Here is a 17988-nt window from a genome sequence, read left to right as displayed (position 1 = left end):
CTACAATGCTGGAAGAACAGAAGGAGTATTAAGGGCTTGTGATTCAACGAGTTTAACTCGTGAGCCATTACTTAAACGAACTTGACCGCTAGTTGCAATCACATCGTTTTCTTTTAATCCCGTTAAAACATGTACTTTGTCTTCTTTACTTTTACCTAGTGTCACGATTTGTTGTTTCGCTTGTAAGAACGTTTTTCCATCGTCTGTTGTTTGTTCTGTTATCACGTAAACAGTTTCACCATAAAGTGTGTAATTAATGGCAGTTGAAGGAATGATTATTTGTTTTTCAACAGTGGGTAAAATGATATTCGCTTTAGCGAACATACCTGAACGCAGTATTTGTTCATCATTTGGGATTGATGCTTGTATTTGAATAACACCACTTTGATAGTTAACGGCAGGTTCAATAGCAGAGATAACACCGGTAAAAGAAGTATCAGGTCGTGCATCAACAAATACATTCATTGCTTGACCAATATGCACTTTATTGAGGTCATTTTGAGCAATGGTAAAACGCATTTGCATGCGACTAATATTTTCTAAACGAACAATATCTGTACCACTTGCAAGATATTGACCTAAAAACACATTACGTAATCCAGCAATGCCTGAGAAGGGAGCTCGAACGGTACGAAGGCTGATGGTTGCTTGGTAACTTTCTATTTCACCTTGTAAAGCAAGAAATTCCGCTTCTGCATCATCTACTTGCCCCTGTGAAACAGAACCTCTTGTAGATAATGATTTCATTCGTTTGTAGTTACGTTCAACAGCTGGCATACGACCTTTTGCAGCTTTTAAGTTAGCTTGTTCTACTTCGCTATTTAGATAGATGATAGGATCGTCTTTTTGTAGGTTTTGACCTGATGTGAAGTTGATTTTAGTCACTTTACCGGCCACTTCATTGGCAACAGTTACGCCTTGAATAGGCTCAATAAACCCAATAGCACGTAAATGAGGAGTCCAATCTTCCAATTTAACCGTTGTGGATGTCACTGGGAATTCAGGAATAGGGCGAGAAGCAAGAAACTCTTTAATTTTCTGCGCTTTAAACATGTTAAAGCCGATAACACTGCCAAATACGAGTATCGCCAAAATGATGGCTGAAGCTATCCATTTTTTCATTATGTTAGTCCTGTTGGTTAAAATTTGGGTTTTGAATAATCGCCCATGAAGCTTCTCTCACTTGATCTAACTGTTGTTGATCAAAAGTAAGCTCATTGCGTATTATTCTTTTTGCTAGGTTAATTGAAGTATCAAAGCTGACTGCCATTAAGGCTAAGAGCTGCCAATCTAAAAATCGTGCTGTTGTGATGCCTTGTTGGTAAAAATCAATAAGACGCTTAAAGGCAATATCGTCCAATAACGTTATTTGTGCTTGGTTGATATTAGGGACGCAATGTAGCATTTCGATGACAATCAGACGTTTCGGGTTTGCTAGTACCGCATCAAAGACATTATTCCACATCAAATCGTACTTTTGTTTCGCAGTGAAGCTATCTTGCCAACCAGTAAAAACATCATTAGCGGCTTCTTTGCGAATAAACACTTGAAGGGCATCCATTAATGCCTCTTTATTTTCAAAATAACGATAGATAGTGCCTGCTGCAACGCCCGCTGTTTCTGCTAAATGATGCATCGAGAAGGCATAAAAACCATGTTGTGCAAGAATACTTTCTGCTGCATTTAGAATTTGAGTACGTTTATCCATAGTTCTACAATTAAAAATGAATGAATGTTCATTATCGTTTAATAGCGCGTTATTGCAATAAAAAATCTAAATATTTCTAAAATAAACCTATATCCAATAAACCCATATCCAACAACTCTTTATGATTCGATACCTTCATAGGTAACTTTTTAGGTGTGTTGAGTTAGGTGCATTGATAAGTGAATAGATACGTTGCTATTTCTATTTCGGTTTTGTTTTAAAGCAAATAATTTCAGCGTGCGATAAATAAAACCAAGCAAAGCGGCTATTCCTATATAAGTTGGTTCTTAATTTATCTGTGATGTCATTAGTGTTGTAATCATTCACTAGCGAAGTACCTCTACTACCTCAGTTTGAGGTTAGATCCTGAAGGCTAAAAATCAGAGACTAGCTTTCAGTTAAAAGATAAGTAGAATCAAACTGCTTTTTATTTTTTTAGGAAATGTCATGAAATTAAATCCAGGACAAGATGCCGCTGTCAAAATGATCTCCGGACCTTGTTTGGTGCTTGCTGGTGCAGGCAGTGGTAAAACCCGCGTTATAACCAATAAAATCGCCTATTTAGTACAGCATTGTGATTACCAGGCAAAAAACATTGTGGCGGTAACGTTTACTAATAAAGCCGCTCGAGAAATGAAAGAGCGCGTTAGTCAAACCTTAGGGCGAAAAGAGTCGCGTGGGTTGATGGTATCTACTTTTCATTCATTGGGTCTAGAGATTATTAAGCGTGAAGTGAAAACACTGGGTATGAAAGCTGGTTTCACTTTGTTTGATGATCAAGATACGTTAGCGTTATTAAAAGAACTCACTGAAAAACAACTCAAAGAAGATACTGATCTTTTAAAAGCGTTAGTGACACAAATCTCAAATTGGAAGAATGCATTAATATTGCCGCCTCAAGCGATTAAACAAGCAAAAGGTGAGCGTGATGTTATTTTTGCCCATTGCTACGATTTATATCAACGTCAGCTAAAAGCCTACAATGCCTTAGATTTCGATGATCTTATTGTTTTGCCAACTTTATTACTGAAACATAAAGAAGAGGTGCGCTTACGTTGGCAGAAAAAAATTCGCTATTTATTAGTGGATGAGTATCAGGATACAAATACTAGTCAGTATGAATTAATTAAATCCTTGGTGGGTGAACGTGCCCGCTTCACTGTGGTAGGGGATGATGATCAATCTATCTATTCTTGGCGTGGTGCTCGACCAGAAAACTTAGTACTTCTACAAAGGGATTTTCCACAATTAAAGGTGATTAAACTAGAACAAAACTATCGATCTAGCCAACGGGTGTTAAAAGCGGCCAATGTATTAATTGCTAATAATCCGCATGAATTTGATAAACGCTTATTTAGCGAATTAGCCTATGGAGAGTCAATCAAAGTTTTATTTGCTAAAAATGAACAACATGAGGCTGAACGGGTGGTGATGGAGTTATCGGGCCATAAGTTTATGAATGGCGCCAACTTTAAAGACTATGCCGTACTGTATCGAGGTAATCATCAAAGTCGTTTATTAGAAAAAGTGATGATGGAAAATCGTATTCCCTACAAAATAAGCGGTGGTACTTCCTTTTTCGCGCGTAGTGAAGTGAAAGACATCATGGCGTATTTAAAGCTTTTAGTTAATCATGATGATGAAAATGCCTTTATTCGTGTGGTCAATAAACCACCCAGAGGCATTGGTGCCGTGAGTCGCGAAAAGTTAGGTAATTATGCTAATTTACGTCATATCAGTATGTTTGCTGCAAGCTTTGAAATTGGTTTAGAGCAAACCTTGAATGGCAAGGGGCTTCAGTCTGTACAAGCTTTTACAAAGTGGTTAGTTGAATTAAATCACCGTTTGAAGACAGAAGATGATATTGATGTCGTCCGCGACTTAATTCGTGATATAGGTTACGAAGACTGGTTGTATGAAAGTAGCCCGAGCCCGAAGGCGGCTGAAATGCAAATGAAGAACGTGTCGACATTATTCAAATGGGTCACTGAAATGCTCAAGGGTGATGATCTTGATGAAGAGATGACACTAGAGCAAGTGGTTGCACGTCTTACTCTACGTGATATGTTATCTCGTAATGAAAGTGAAGAAGAATTAGATCAAGTACAGTTGATGACCTTGCATGCATCGAAAGGACTAGAGTTTCCTTACGTATATATGATTGGTATGGAAGAAGGGTTATTACCACATCAGGTCAGTATCGATGAAGATAATGTAGAAGAGGAGCGACGTTTAGCGTATGTCGGTATTACGCGAGCACAAAAGGAATTAACTTTTACTTTAGCTAAGGAACGAAGTCAGTATGGTGAGGTCATTAAACCAACACCGAGTCGTTTTTTAAATGAATTACCACAGGAAGATGTGGAATGGGAAAGTGGGCCTAAAAAACGTACTGATGAGCAAAAGAAACAATTAGCAGATAAAGGGATTGCAAGTTTGAAAGCATTATTTGATTAATAGTCTATACGATGAAAATTATAAAATTTGATAGTTAAAAACTACTTTAAATAGGTTTTAACTATCACTTTGCAAATAATAAACGATTTTAACTATTATCGTTTATTTTGCATAATAACTCCATCGCAGCAAGCAACAGCTTGTTAGCAAACTTAAAACTACAATTGATAATTATTAGGAGCTACAAATGTTAGATAATATCGAAGGTCAAAGCGTACCAAATGTTACTTTTCCAACTCGTCAAGGTGATGAATGGGTAAATGTTTCAACTGATCAATTATTCAAAGGTAAAACAGTTGTTGTATTTGCATTGCCTGGTGCCTTCACTCCAACATGTTCTTCTACACATTTACCACGTTACAACGAGTTAGCGGGTGTATTTAAAAAGAATGGTGTAGACGATATTGTTTGTCTAAGTGTGAATGATACCTTTGTAATGAATGCATGGCTTGCAGATCAAGAAGCTGAAAATATTACTGTTGTTCCAGATGGTACTGGTGCATTTGCTGAAGGTATGGGCATGTTAGTCGATAAGAGTGATATCGGTTTTGGCAAGCGTAGCTGGCGTTACAGTATGCTGGTCAAAGATGGCGTGATTGAAAAAATGTTCATCGAGCCAAACCAGCCGGGCGACCCGTTTGAAGTATCTGATGCGGATACTATGTTGAACTACATTAACCCAAATGCTAAAGCACCAGCTGCGGTAACTATCTTTACTAAACCTGGTTGTCCTTTCTGTGCAAAAGCGAAAGCAGCACTTAAAGAGAACGGTATTGGTTTTGAAGAAGTTGTTTTAGGTACTGATGCAACTAGCGTAACGCTAAAAGCTGTATCAGGACAAACGACAGTGCCACAAATTTTTGTAGATGGTAAGCATCTTGGTGATAGTGAAGCAGCTATAGCCTACGCAAATAGCTAGTTGACTAAGTAATTAGTTTAATAGCGCATGTTGAATTTCTGACATGCGCTTTTTTTAAATCCAAAATTCAATAAATCAACAAAAATCGGGAAACAATATGAAGCAAATTAATGTACAAGTTGCCGTTATCGGTGGTGGCACAGCTGGTTTAGCAGCTTACCGAGCAGCTAAAGAAAAAACAGACTCAGTGGTATTAATTGAAGGTGGAAAATTTGGAACTACCTGTGCTCGTGTTGGTTGTATGCCAAGCAAACTGTTAATTGCAGCTGCCGAAGCGGCACATAGTGCTGCGCATACTGAACCCTTTGGTGTATTTGTTGATGGTGATGTTCGCGTTGACGGTAAAAAAGTGATGCAACGTGTACGTGATGAGCGTGATCGTTTTGTTGGTTTTGTTGTTGAAGCGGTTGATGAAATTAATGCTGATGAAAAATTAATTGGTAAAGCAACGTTTATATCAGAAACACAATTACAGATAGACGATCATACAATTGTTAATGCAGAGCGTATTGTTATTGCAACAGGATCTCGTCCAAGTTATCCACCCGTTTGGAATGACCTTGGTGATAAGCTAGTTGTTAATGATGATGTATTTGATTGGATGGATTTACCAAAATCAGTAGCAGTATTTGGCCCTGGTGTGATTGGATTAGAATTAGGGCAGTCGTTACATCGTTTAGGTGTTGAAGTCTTAATGTTTGGAATGGGTGGGCAAGTAGGTCCCTTTACCGATCCTGAAGTCATGGCTTATGCAGAAAAAGCGTTTAGCGATGAATTTTATTTAGATGCCGACGCGAATGTAAAAAATATGCAACGTAAAGGTGAGTTAGTTGAAATCACTTATATTGATAAACAAGGTGTTGAACAAATTAAAGAAGTTGAATATGTACTCGCAGCAACCGGACGTCGTCCAAATGTTGATAACTTAGGTTTAGAGAATATTCAACTAGAAAGTGATGGTCGTGGTGTACCGATTGCGGACCCTTATACAATGCAAACCTCTGTGCAGACCATTTTTATTGCTGGTGATGCGAGTAATCAAATTCCATTATTACATGAAGCGGCAGACCAAGGTAAAATTGCAGGCAGTAATGCGGGCGTTTACCCAAATATTCGTGTCGGTTTACGTCGTTCATCAATCGCTGCTGTGTTTACCGATCCACAATTAGCGATGGTTGGCCTTAGTCATAAACAGATAACAGAGAAGTTTTCTGGTTGTGGGTGTTTTGAAACAGGTAGTGTCTCCTTTGAAAACCAAGGTCGTAGCCGCGTCATGTTAAAGAATAAAGGGCTATTAAACCTTTACGGTGAACAAGGTACAGGTCGCTTTTTAGGGGCTGAAATTATTGGTCCACAAGCTGAACATCTTGCGCACCTTTTAGCTTGGGCACATCAGAACCGTATGACTATATCGCAAATGTTAGATATGCCTTTCTACCATCCGGTTATTGAAGAAGGAGTGAGAACGGCGTTGCGTGATTTGAATGCTAAATTAAAACTAGGCTCGGCAATGATCAGCGAGTGTATGGAATGTGGTCCGGGTTGTTAATTGACAACAACCAGTCATGTTATCTGTTAGCAAAAAACGGTTAGTGAGAGTTAACCGTTTTTTTACGGGGGATAGCTGAGATAACCTTTAACTGGTGAGCTTTGCTGATTTAGGGGAATAAATAAGTGAGGATAAAACCGATAAATATCACTAAACCCACATAGTTGTTATCTAGAAAAGCTTTAAAACAGGCTTTTTCATCGCGACTTTTAATGCTTTTTTGTTGCTGTAAAAAGAGCAAACCTGCCACCACTAAAGCCCCATAATAAAGCCAATTTAGATTTTCTATGAGGCCCACAATAATTAACAATATTAAGGTCATAATTTGTAATAGAGCAATAATTAACTTGTCATATTGCCCAAATAAGATGGCGGTGGATTTTATGCCTATTTTAAGATCATCTTCTTTATCAACCATGCCGTACATAGTGTCATAGGCGACAGTCCAGGTAATATTTGCAATAAACAGAAGCCAAATAGTATTAGATAATGTATTTGCTTGCGCTGCGTAAGCCATTGGTATCGACCAACTAAAAGCAAGCCCTAATACAAATTGAGGTACATGGGTAAAACGCTTCATAAAGGGATAAATAAACGCAAGAAACAAACCGATAACAGACAGTTGAATGGTTAAATTATTTTGCGTTAGTACCAATAAAAAAGAACATAAAGATAACCCTAAAAATAAATATACGGCCTCTTTGCTGGTGGCTCTTCCTGAAGGTAATGGACGGTTTTTGGTTCGAGTGACAAATCCATCCACTTTTCTATCGGCAAAGTCATTGATTACACAGCCTGCGCTGCGCATAAAAAACACACCCAGACAAAAAACAATCAAAACATTTATATCTGGTAAGCCTTGCGCTGCCATCCACAATGCCCATAAAGTAGGCCATAACAAAAGCAAGGTACCAATTGGTTTATCAACACGCATTAACTCTAAAAAAGCTTGACGTTTAGCTGGGGTCAAATATGCGGTCATGAGTAAATTCCTGAAGCAGGTAAAAATACTTCACTAACGAGTAAGGGTTTATTTTCAATATAAAAAATAGAGCGTCTTGCCCATAAAGAATGTTCGCAAGGTTGTTGTAATGAGGCGCAATACAGATGTAATGGAGAACCAACTGTAAATTCAGCAATTTCAATATTACTGCGTTGTAATGTTTTATCTTGAAATATAACTCTCCCTAAGGGTTCAGTTCCAAGATTAGCTAAGTTTTGTTGTTTGTCTGATAGTGTACTGTAAGGGATTTCTGTTTGCGCGAAGACATTAGGTATACCATCACAATATAAAAGGACTTCTCGGACTAAAACTTGTTCTGGTACGGGAAAATGTGGGGAAAGTGTTGCTTGTTCGGCATTTGTATTAAGCTGTTGCTTAACCTCTACCGTAAACTCTTGGCATTTTTTTTCAAGTTTCTTAGTCAAAGATGTTTCATCTAATAACCACGACAGAATGTATTTGGTACAATTTTGCGATTTACTATTTTCTTGCCATTGAGTTGATGACGCAATGTTAAGCATTTGATTAAACATACAAACCTTTAATTTAAAAAACCAGTTATTTTATCTGCCCACATCAAGCAAACACTTTATTATTAAGCTATTATACCTGCTGCCAATCAAGATGCACTATTCAGTCCAAAACAAGGCGTAATATGGTGACAATGGACCCAGTATAGGTTTCCGAGTTAGTGACTCACAGGGGAGGCCGTGCAGCAAATGTCTTAGTTGTTTTGAAATATCGATTTAACCCATTAGATCTTCAACCTTATGCCTTGCTGATTTTGGTATCTCGAATGGTAATGGGTATATACTGTTCAAAAATATTAACATCTTTCCTTGAAGGAATTAACTATGCTTAAAAAAGTGTTTTTGTGTGTGCTTTATTTTGCACTACTTGCACCGCTTACCTCGGTAGTTGCTGAAGAGGAAGAAGGGCAACAAGCCCCTGATTATCAATATTTCGCATTGAGCCCAGATATTATCACTAACTATATTAAACCCGGAAAACGTTTAGGTTACGTACGCTTACGTGTTGATTTAATGGTTAAATCGAGCACTGCTTATGAGCAGGTAGAAATGAATGCGCCATTAATTAGGGATCGTATTATTACTATTTTTGGCGAACAAAATGAAAGCCAAATCAAATCTAATAGCGAGCGTGATGCGATCAGGCAACGTTGTTTAACAGAGGTAAATGATGTGCTGTTTGAATTTATTGGTACCAGACCCGTTGAAAACCTACTCTTCACTAAGTATTTAGAGCAATAAATTTACGATCTAATGTGACATTTTCCTTGGTCGTATATTTATAGTTTGAGTTTATGACAAACTGCTGCCAATGTAAGCCCCGCTAATAGACCTATTAAGTGTGCATAATTTGCAACATTAGCGGGTAATAAGTCCACAAACCCTAAGATTAACCAGCCTAATAAAAAAACAAACATACTATTGGGTAAATGTACCTGACTTTGTTTGTTTAATTGCCCAGTTAACCAACAGTAACCTACTAGTCCATAAACGACGCCACTTAGACCACCAAAGTAGGGTCCAACTAAAAAGAATTGAGCCAAATTTGATGCAATTGCTGAAAATAAAAATAAAAAAATTAGGCGTTGTTTACCGTGTTGCTTTTCTATTAAGCCTGCGAGTTGCCACCACCATAATAAATTGAACACTATATGTAATAGACTGAAGTGTAAAAAAGCAGGGGTAATAAATCGCCAGCTTTCAATATAGTCAAAAGGCTGTTGTCTGAAGAAGGCAAAAAGTGAGTTCATTGGATTAAAAACATTAAACGCAGTAAGTGCATAAATAATTATGCAGATTATAAAAATACTGTGAGTGAACAGCCCACCATGATTTTTGAAGTTAGATAACAAGCTCACATTGGCATAAGCTAACTGCGATGATGCTGGTTCGGTTTTACCGGTTTTCCAACTTGCTGATAAGTATTTGCTTTGATTTGGGTTATCCAAAAATAATGCCAGCTCAAGTTTTGCTTGCGCTAATTGGTTTTTGTTTTTAATCATTATTGGATATTGGAATTCACTTTGTTCAATAATATTGGTGATGTTTTGGCTGCTTAAAAAATCAGAAAATGCCTGTGCAATACGTAAATGCTCAAAACGGTGTAACTCAATCATAATAAGTCCTCTAAAATCGAAGCTTTTAGCATAACGGATCTAAGGGACTGGATCGAATGAATTAAGTAAGGATCTTTTTGTTAGTTTATTTTGTGATTTTTTATTGATTTAATGATAGAACAAGCTAAATTGAATGATACCTCTAATAAAAAAAGGATAATATGATGAAGAAAAAATATACGCGTGGTTTACTTCTTGCTGCATCATTGTTTTTATTACCGGCTAGTTTCCAATCTGTGTTAGCTGCCGATCTTAATAGCAAGGTGTCATCTAGTCTTGATAAGAGTAGTACAGTAACTCAGAAAGCAAAAACAACGGTTGCTAGTGAGAAGAAAAAAGTGACTTCAACTACTGCTGCTGTTGGAAAATTATCAAAAATAGATCTTAACAGTGCCAGTGTTAAACAATTAACGACAATTAATGGAATAGGTGATAAAACAGCACAAGCCATTGTTGATTACCGCAAAAAAAATGGTAATTACACTAATTTAAAAGATCTGGTTAACGTTAAAGGTATTGGCGCAACGACATTACAAAAAATTATGCCTTATCTAAGCTTATAGTTCCTCAATTGATAACTCCTCTATTTATTACTCATCGATAAGGTATAAATCGTAACAAGGGTGTTACGATTTATACCTTTTATCATTCAAGATGATAAAGTTAACAGGTAGAATTTATGCTGATAACGCATCTTGAAATCAGATTAATCCCTTTCGTTTTATTTTTTATTTTTAATAACCTTAGTAGTAGGTAATTTATGACAATTTTAGTGACTGGCGGTGCTGGTTATATTGGTTCACATACGGTGGTTGAGCTATTAGAGAAAGATCAACAAGTTATTATTGTAGATAACTTATGTAATTCTTCGCAAGAATCATTAAATAGAGTTGAAAAAATTACAGGTAAAGCACCTGTCTTTTATCAAGGAGATATCTTAGATAAAGATTTTTTGGATGATGTATTTCGCCAACATACTATTGATTCTGTTATTCACTTTGCAGGCTTGAAAGCAGTAGGGGAATCAGTCGCCAAACCTATTTCTTATTATCAAACTAATGTACAAGGCACCTTGACTCTTTTAGATGCAATGAAAGATGCCGGCGTATTTAAATTAGTGTTTAGCTCTTCAGCAACCGTTTATGGTGATCCTGCCTCTTTACCGATCAGAGAAGACTTTCAAGTAGGGGGGACAACTAATCCATACGGTACATCAAAATTAATGGTTGAAATGGTATTAGCTGATGTTGCCAAGTCTGATCCTCGTTGGGCGTTTGTTATTTTACGTTACTTTAATCCTGTTGGTGCTCATCTATCTGGTTTAATAGGTGAAGATCCTAATGGTATTCCAAACAATCTATTGCCTTATATTTCGCAAGTTGGGGTAGGAAAACTGAAAGCCTTAGCTATATTTGGTGATGATTATGATACGCCGGATGGTACAGGTGTTCGTGATTATATTCATGTTGTAGACTTAGCGTTGGGGCACTTAAAAGCATTGCATCGCATACAAAGTGACACAGGGGTGTTCATTTATAATCTAGGTACTGGGAATGGCTATTCTGTGTTTGATATGATCAACGCTTTTGAAACGGCTAGTGGTAAAACTCTCCCATACAAGATTTCACCACGTCGTGAAGGGGATATTGCAGCCTGTTATGCCGCACCTGAAAAAGCGTTAGCAGAATTAAATTGGCAAGCTGAGCGTGGCTTAGATGAGATGATGCAAGATACATGGCGCTGGCAATCAAATAACCCTAATGGGTATAAGACATAATTAGTTATAAGCATATTTAGCGTTTACATTTTATCGCTGTGATGTTTTAAGGTGTAAACGCATTAAGAAAATAAGTCGCTTATTTCATTGTGTCATGGCGGTTTAAAAGCTATGCGTTTTAACCCTTATTACCGCTTACTAATACTTTGTTTTTACCGCTTTTTTTGGCTTCAGATAAACATTGCTCTACTCGGTTAATTAATGCGCTGCTTTTCACCTCATTTTGGTAAGTTGCTACGCCAATACTGACAGTAATATTAATAATATCTTGAAGATATTCCACACATAATAGCTCACTTTTAGCACGGATCATCTCAGCGACTTGCTTAGCGATGACATCATTACTATTGTTTAATAATATAATAAACTCTTCTCCGCCCCAGCGCGCAACAGTATCTGTTTTACGAATACAGTCACTCAACTTATTCGCAAGTTTTTTGAGGACAACATCACCCCCTGTTTGGGTATGTTGCTCATTAATAAGTTTAAAATTATCGATATTAATTAATAAAATAGAGAATGATTCTTTTTCTGCACATTGAGTAACAAGTACGTTAGAAAGTAGTTCATTAAAATGGCGTCTAGTGTATAAGTTGGTTAATTCATCAATCTCTGATAACTGTTTTAATTTAGAGCTTTGATCGCTATTTTGTATTATCCAGTTGTTAATACCTATAGATACCAATATAAAGCCAATCATTTGACCTATATCTTTGAATAAGACTTTGAGCAACCAAGGTTGAACAAATATTTCATCGAGAGTTGTAGTTAATAGGGTGACAAAAAGAAAGAAAAATCCGCTCATTAAGTACTTATGTACTTCACGGTTATGCTTAACTTTATTTAATTGAATCAATAATAAGAATAGCGTAATGGCAATAACAGACTTAAAGAATATGTCATAAAAGTCTATTTTATAGACAGTTGGGAAGATCCACGCTTGTAGGGCAATGTAGGCGATAACAAAAAAATACAGTGGATTAAGGGCTTTATTTTTTATCAATTAATTTTTATCTCTTGTGATTATATAATGATCTAGTTTAGTTAATATTGATGATAAATAAATATTTCTATATAACCTACTATAATTGCGTTTTTTAGTAAATAAATGAAGGTGTTAATCGTAGGAATTCTGTAATTCCATTATTAGTCCTTTATTTCTGTCCACTATCTCTTTATCATTAACGATCCGTTTTTTAGATGGTTTTTTCCGATGCCTAAAGTGACTCAGCAAGATATATCAACAAGTTTTGGTCGTAATATTATTGACCGAGGTACCCTCTATTTTAAAGAAAGTCGTGTATTAGCGTGCGATTACGATGAATCGAGTAATTCACTTGTTGGATTGGTCAAAGGGACCAATGACACGCCTTATAAGACTAAAGCATCCATTAAACCGTCTAACAAAGGCGGTTATATTATTCACAGCACTTGTTCTTGCCCTGTTGGCTGGAATTGTAAACATGCTGTTGCTTTACTGTTAGCTTATCAAGCAGATACGCCGAATTATAATATCGAAAATAGCTATCAAACTTGGTATGAAATGTTAAACGGTAAAGTAGGCCAACCAGAAAAAGTACGTGCCTCTGCTTATCAAGGATACTTCCGTTTTTCCTTTGATAAAAAAGTCCTCAATCATGAACACCGTTATATCAAAGTTGAATATGGTAGCGTGCGCTTTTTGAAAAGTGAAAATACGCATGTTTTTAGTGAAAAAGACTTAGTGTCTGTTGCTGACAATGAAAGTTGGATGGAAAGCTTTAAATGGGTAGAAGATGAGGATGTTGAAATCTTACGCTTATTACTCACTAAAGAAGGACGAGCGACTAAGTTAGGCAAAACTTATATTAAAACTGAGCTGGACTTATTGGCTTTACAAAAAATATTAGAGACTGGGCGTTGCTTCTGGGAGCACCTTGACCAGAAAATAACATTATCAGGTTCTCGTCCGGTGACTTTGGAATGGTTATCGCTAGAAGATGGCCTGAAACAGTTAATGGTCAATCTTGAAGGCAGTGAAAACTGGCTGTTGATCCCAACACCTAAACCTTATTTTTATGATCTTGATAGTCACCAATTTGGCCTACTTGATACTCACTTTAATCGTGATTGGTTACTTTCCTTGTTACAAACTCCACCATTAGGTGAAGAACAGTGCGCGCACTTTACGCAAGAAGTATCACTGGGTTTTGCACAAAATGTATTACCTAACCCGCAGCATTACGATATTCAGCATATTGATGAGACCTTACAGGTTATTTTTAAATTAGATGTACAACAGATTAAAGGACAAAGTCTATTTTTAGGACGTTTGTATTTTAAATATGGCGTGTTGTTATTAACACCAAGCATCTTAGAAGATAAACAACGTAATCAATATATGCACAAAGGACAAATTGTCAGTGTTACAAGAGATATTGATGCAGAGTTAGCTGCTTTAAATGAGTTTAATGAACTTTGTTTGCTTGATGTGTATATGTATGACCCTAAGTATACTGTTAGTAAGGATACTCAAGGTATCTTACCGCCTGAATTAGGGGGATCTCAAGAGTTTCAGTGGTTATCACTATTAACCGCGCATAAAGCACGTTTAGAAGTATTAGGTTGGCAGTTTGATATTGCTAAGGACTTAGCACTACAAAGTCAGCAAGTTGATAGTATCGATATTGATATTGATGAAAAAGGTAACTGGTTTGATTTAGGTGTTTCCATTGAAGTGGAAGGTAAGCGTATCGAACTATTACCGTTGTTATTAGAATGGTTGCGTAGTAATGAAGACTGGCAGCAGAATGATTACGATATTTTATTAGCTCAGGGGAATGGTCGTCCACTACGTGTTAAACGCGAATCGATCCAACCTATTTTATCTATTTTGCAAGAGCTAGGCGAAGTTAGCGACAGTAAAATAAATTTACCTCAGAATCAGGCTGCTTTATTAGCACAACTTCCTGAAATTAATCGTTGGGTTGGGGGGGAACATGTACAAGCGTTGGCTAAAAAATTAGCTAATTTTAGCGGTATTCAAGATGTACCTGCACCGGAAGGGCTAGCTGCCGACTTACGCGACTACCAGAAGGAAGGTTTAAACTGGCTTATGTTCTTGAATGAATATGGGTTTTCTGGTGTGTTAGCCGATGATATGGGCTTGGGTAAAACGGTACAAACGTTAGCTTACTTATTATACAAAAAGCAACAGCAGTTGTTGCCGTTACCTGCGATGGTGATTTGTCCTACTTCGTTAGTGGGTAACTGGTTAAATGAAGCGATTAAATTCACTCCGGATTTGAAAGTATTAGTCTTGCATGGTGTTAGTCGCCATCAATTCTTTAAAGATATCAACAACTATGATTTAGTGATCACTACTTATCCTCTGATTGCTCGTGACTTTAAAGAGTTTGCTGAGTTTTCATTCTCTGATCTTATTTTGGATGAAGCGCAAACCATTAAAAACCCACTGGCTAAAATGACTAAGAGCATTAAACAAATTGATGCTAAACAGCGTCTGTGTTTAACCGGTACGCCAATGGAAAATCATCTCGGCGAATTATGGTCTTTGTTTGATTTCTTGATGCCAGGCTTCTTAGGTTCATACAGCACCTTTAATCGTGTGTACCGTAAAGGTATTGAAGGTGAGGGTAATCATCAAGTTCAGCAATGGTTAATTCAAAAAACTAAACCTTTCTTATTACGACGCACTAAGGATGAAGTGGCTAAAGAATTACCTGCTAAAACTGAAATCATTCATACGATTGCACTGCAAAACGATCAACGTACTCTGTATGAAAGCATTCGTATTACGATGGAAGCAAAAGTACGTGACTTACTGCGTGAAAAAGGCATGGCAAGAAGCCGTATTGAATTTTTAGACGCATTGTTAAAGTTACGTCAGGCTTGTTGTGATCCTCGTTTGGTGAAATTAGAGCATGCTCAGCAAATAAAAAGTTCAGCTAAGTTAGATTTCTTAATGGAAATTGTGCCAGAAATGGTAGAAGAGGGAAGACGTATTCTTATCTTTTCTCAATTTGCACAAATGTTAGGCTTGATTGAAGAAGCCTTACAGGAAACTGGTATTGATTTTGTTAAATTAACAGGGCAAACCCGTAACCGCAGTGAAATTATCGATAAGTTCCAAGGCGGTGATGTGCCAGTGTTCTTAATCTCCTTGAAAGCAGGTGGTGTCGGCCTTAATTTAACCGCTGCTGATACGGTTATTCATTATGATCCATGGTGGAACCCCGCTGTAGAAAACCAAGCCACTGACCGAGCATACCGCATTGGCCAAGATAAACCTGTGTTTGTATATAAACTGATTTGTGAGCAAACAGTTGAAGAACGTGTATTAGCGTTGCAATCTCGTAAGCAGAAGCTTGCTGATAGCGTATACGGTAAAGAGCAAGAAGAGAACTTTGCGGCTGATAATAGCGATGCGTTATTAAAACTATTTGAGCGTTATTAGATGCACGCAGATGAGCAATTATTAGCGCCGATAAAAGCGTTTCTACATACGCAGACACCGCAAGCTTGGATAGATAAAGCAAAATTGCTGGAGAATCAATCTGCGCTATTAATTGATCATATGATTTGCGAGTTAAAAGCGGCACAGACGGCGATGTTATTAATTCGTCGTTATGCGGTAGACAAGCAAAGTGGTGATGCCCTGATGGCTTGGTTGACACCTTATAATGATTTTGTATATCGCAAGCAGGGGGATTGGAAAGCATTAGCTAACAATAATTTATCCAAAAAAATTGTCGCAAAAGACAACACGTCTTATGGACAGGATTTAATTGATAAGATGATCTTGTTGATCAAAGAAGAGTTACATCATTTTTACCAAGTAGTAGAGATAATGCACGCGCGCGATATTACTTTTGATTTTGTTGGCTCAAGTCGATATGCCAAAGAGTTGTTAAGCCATGTCACAACACATGAGCCTAATATGCTGATTGATAAACTGATTTGCAGTGCCTATATTGAAGCTAGATCCTGCGAGCGGTTTGCTAAAATAGCACCGCATTTAGACCCTATCTTAAATAAATTCTATGTTTCTTTATTACGTTCGGAAGCGCGTCATTATCAAGATTATTTAGTATTAGCAGAGCAAATAGCGGGAAAAGATATTAATGATCGTATTCAATATTTTGGCCAGTTAGAAGGGCAGTTGATTAGCTCGCCAGATGAAGACTTTAGATTTCATAGTGGTTGCCCTGTTGATGCATCTGTTCGCTCTATTAAAAATGATTCATGTTGTTAGCTCCCATGAATCATTTAAAGTTTATTGGTCTGGCTTTCTGTAACCATTTAAGTATTTATCATTAGTGATCAATGCTGATATTGGACAAAGGTATACAGCTACAGGCTAATACATAACCAGCTTCTATTTCTTCTTTAAATAAACCCTGGTCATTTAATACATCCACTTCGCCGGATAATAACTTTGTTTTACAACGTCCACATTTACCACCTCTACATGAATAGGGAATATTGACTCCAGCCTGTTCAGCTTGATTTAATAGCAATTGCTGATTATCACCTGTGACTTCTAGGCCGGTACTTACAAAGTTTATCTGTAGTGCTTTTTTATTACTTTCTTCAGTTGCTAACATCGACTCATAAACAGGCGCTTGCTGCGAAGCCAATACTTGAACTTGATCTCCACTACGGATAATTCCTTGATTTAAAGGGATTAAATTTTGGCCAAAATCGATATCACCTTGGTGGAACCTATATTGCGCTAGTGTTTTAAGCGGCTGTTCAAGATCCGCTTTACCAGTTTTAGGATCTACATTAGTAAAAATACAGCGAGAGCAGGGTTTACTTACCTCAAACTCTACTTCTCCAATTTTAATACGAGACCAGCTATCTTCAACGAAGGCACTATCTCCTTTGATTAATAGATTAGGGCGGAAATGCAGTGCACTGATAGGATTATCAAGCAGTGTATTAAGTTGCTCGACGGAGGCTTGATTAATCAGTAATAGCGGGTAACCGTCGGCAAAACCGACCTGTGTTTGCTTATTTTTAACACAGCGTACACTACTCTCGGCAAAGTAAACAAGCTGACACGGTTGTTTCAGGAAATTTGAAAACCATTGATCATAATCGCTATGACAGTGTTGCGCTTGTACTGTGTCTGCCCAAATATCAACCGCTAATGACTGCTTCGAAAACTGCTCCCGTTGAATATAGAAGCTAGGCTGATTCGGTGCACTAACAAATAAGCCTTTTTTAGAAAATTCGATACTGATTTGAGTTAATTGAGGATGTGTTCGACCCGTAATAAACTGCCCTTGCATGTCAACTAACATGTAACGCCTATCATTTTCTAAACCTTTTGGGTGTAGATCTTTTGAATCGACGGAAGATCTATTTGATTTCAGGTGGTTATAGAATTTTATAGAAGAAAGAAGAACCTTTTTGTGTTAGTTA

General features: G+C 37.2%; 15 protein-coding genes. 8 read left to right on the top strand and 7 right to left on the bottom strand.

Annotation, left to right across the window (positions count from 1 at the left end; all coding sequences use genetic code 11):
* Both H592_RS0113725 and H592_RS23330 read right to left on the bottom strand, forming a co-directional pair.
* Positions 1-1122: an efflux RND transporter periplasmic adaptor subunit gene (locus H592_RS0113725; protein ID WP_028869266.1), complete on the bottom strand. Its 1122-nt coding sequence runs from the start codon at positions 1120-1122 to the stop codon at positions 1-3.
* A 4-nt stretch (positions 1123-1126) separates the two neighbouring features.
* Positions 1127-1708, bottom strand: coding sequence for a TetR/AcrR family transcriptional regulator (locus H592_RS23330; RefSeq protein ID WP_051369180.1), 582 nt, complete (start codon positions 1706-1708; stop codon positions 1127-1129).
* A 447-nt stretch (positions 1709-2155) separates the two neighbouring features.
* On the opposite strand from H592_RS23330, the gene rep reads away from it, so the two are divergent.
* From rep to H592_RS0113705, 3 genes are all read left to right on the top strand, one after another.
* Positions 2156-4165, top strand: a complete 2010-nt coding sequence (gene rep, locus H592_RS0113715; RefSeq protein WP_028869265.1) for a DNA helicase Rep — start codon at positions 2156-2158, stop codon at positions 4163-4165.
* Between the two features lie 187 nt (positions 4166-4352).
* Positions 4353-5084 (top strand): glutathione peroxidase, encoded by a 732-nt coding sequence (locus H592_RS0113710; RefSeq protein WP_028869264.1) that lies wholly within the window; start codon positions 4353-4355, stop codon positions 5082-5084.
* Positions 5085-5181: 97 nt separating this feature from the next.
* The gene (locus tag H592_RS0113705; protein WP_028869263.1) at positions 5182-6633 is read left to right on the top strand and encodes a dihydrolipoyl dehydrogenase; all 1452 of its coding nucleotides are present in this window, start codon (positions 5182-5184) and stop codon (positions 6631-6633) included.
* A 109-nt stretch (positions 6634-6742) separates the two neighbouring features.
* On the opposite strand, the gene ubiA is transcribed toward H592_RS0113705, so the two are convergent.
* Both ubiA and H592_RS0113695 read right to left on the bottom strand, forming a co-directional pair.
* Positions 6743-7615, bottom strand: a complete 873-nt coding sequence (gene ubiA / locus H592_RS0113700) for a 4-hydroxybenzoate octaprenyltransferase (protein WP_156916127.1) — start codon at positions 7613-7615, stop codon at positions 6743-6745.
* A complete protein-coding gene (locus tag H592_RS0113695; protein ID WP_028869261.1) occupies positions 7612-8169 on the bottom strand; it encodes a chorismate--pyruvate lyase family protein in 558 nt (185 codons plus the stop codon). The genes ubiA and H592_RS0113695 overlap by 4 nt, the downstream gene beginning before the upstream one ends.
* Before the next feature lie 321 nt (positions 8170-8490).
* Between H592_RS0113695 and H592_RS0113690 the strand changes: the two genes are divergently transcribed.
* Positions 8491-8907 carry a flagellar basal body-associated FliL family protein gene (locus H592_RS0113690; protein ID WP_028869260.1) on the top strand — a complete coding sequence of 139 codons (417 nt, stop codon included), beginning with the start codon at positions 8491-8493 and terminating at the stop codon, positions 8905-8907.
* A 38-nt stretch (positions 8908-8945) separates the two neighbouring features.
* Here H592_RS0113690 and glpG read toward each other — a convergent pair whose 3' ends face one another.
* A complete protein-coding gene (gene glpG, locus H592_RS0113685; protein ID WP_028869259.1) occupies positions 8946-9782 on the bottom strand; it encodes a rhomboid family intramembrane serine protease GlpG in 837 nt (278 codons plus the stop codon).
* Between the two features lie 164 nt (positions 9783-9946).
* Between glpG and H592_RS0113680 the strand changes: the two genes are divergently transcribed.
* A complete protein-coding gene (locus H592_RS0113680) occupies positions 9947-10345 on the top strand; it encodes a ComEA family DNA-binding protein (protein ID WP_028869258.1) in 399 nt (132 codons plus the stop codon).
* 197 nt (positions 10346-10542) lie between these two features.
* A complete protein-coding gene (galE, locus tag H592_RS0113675) occupies positions 10543-11559 on the top strand; it encodes a UDP-glucose 4-epimerase GalE (RefSeq protein WP_028869257.1) in 1017 nt (338 codons plus the stop codon).
* A 118-nt stretch (positions 11560-11677) separates the two neighbouring features.
* Here galE and H592_RS23325 read toward each other — a convergent pair whose 3' ends face one another.
* A complete protein-coding gene (locus H592_RS23325) occupies positions 11678-12562 on the bottom strand; it encodes a GGDEF domain-containing protein (RefSeq protein WP_028869256.1) in 885 nt (294 codons plus the stop codon).
* Between the two features lie 210 nt (positions 12563-12772).
* Between H592_RS23325 and H592_RS0113665 the strand changes: the two genes are divergently transcribed.
* Positions 12773-16015, top strand: a complete 3243-nt coding sequence (locus H592_RS0113665) for a DEAD/DEAH box helicase (protein ID WP_028869255.1) — start codon at positions 12773-12775, stop codon at positions 16013-16015.
* Positions 16016-16813, top strand: coding sequence for a tRNA isopentenyl-2-thiomethyl-A-37 hydroxylase MiaE (gene miaE / locus H592_RS24445; RefSeq protein ID WP_028869254.1), 798 nt, complete (start codon positions 16016-16018; stop codon positions 16811-16813). It begins immediately after the preceding gene.
* Between the two features lie 61 nt (positions 16814-16874).
* On the opposite strand, the gene H592_RS22385 is transcribed toward miaE, so the two are convergent.
* The gene (locus H592_RS22385; RefSeq protein ID WP_037071858.1) at positions 16875-17939 is read right to left on the bottom strand and encodes a YcbX family protein; all 1065 of its coding nucleotides are present in this window, start codon (positions 17937-17939) and stop codon (positions 16875-16877) included.
* Between the last annotated feature and the right edge of the window lie 49 nt (positions 17940-17988).

This window comes from Psychromonas arctica DSM 14288, from assembly GCF_000482725.1.
Classification (GTDB): Bacteria; Pseudomonadota; Gammaproteobacteria; order Enterobacterales; family Psychromonadaceae; genus Psychromonas; species Psychromonas arctica.
Note: the sequence above shows the minus strand (reverse complement) of the source record. Positions and strands in the feature narration are given on the sequence as shown.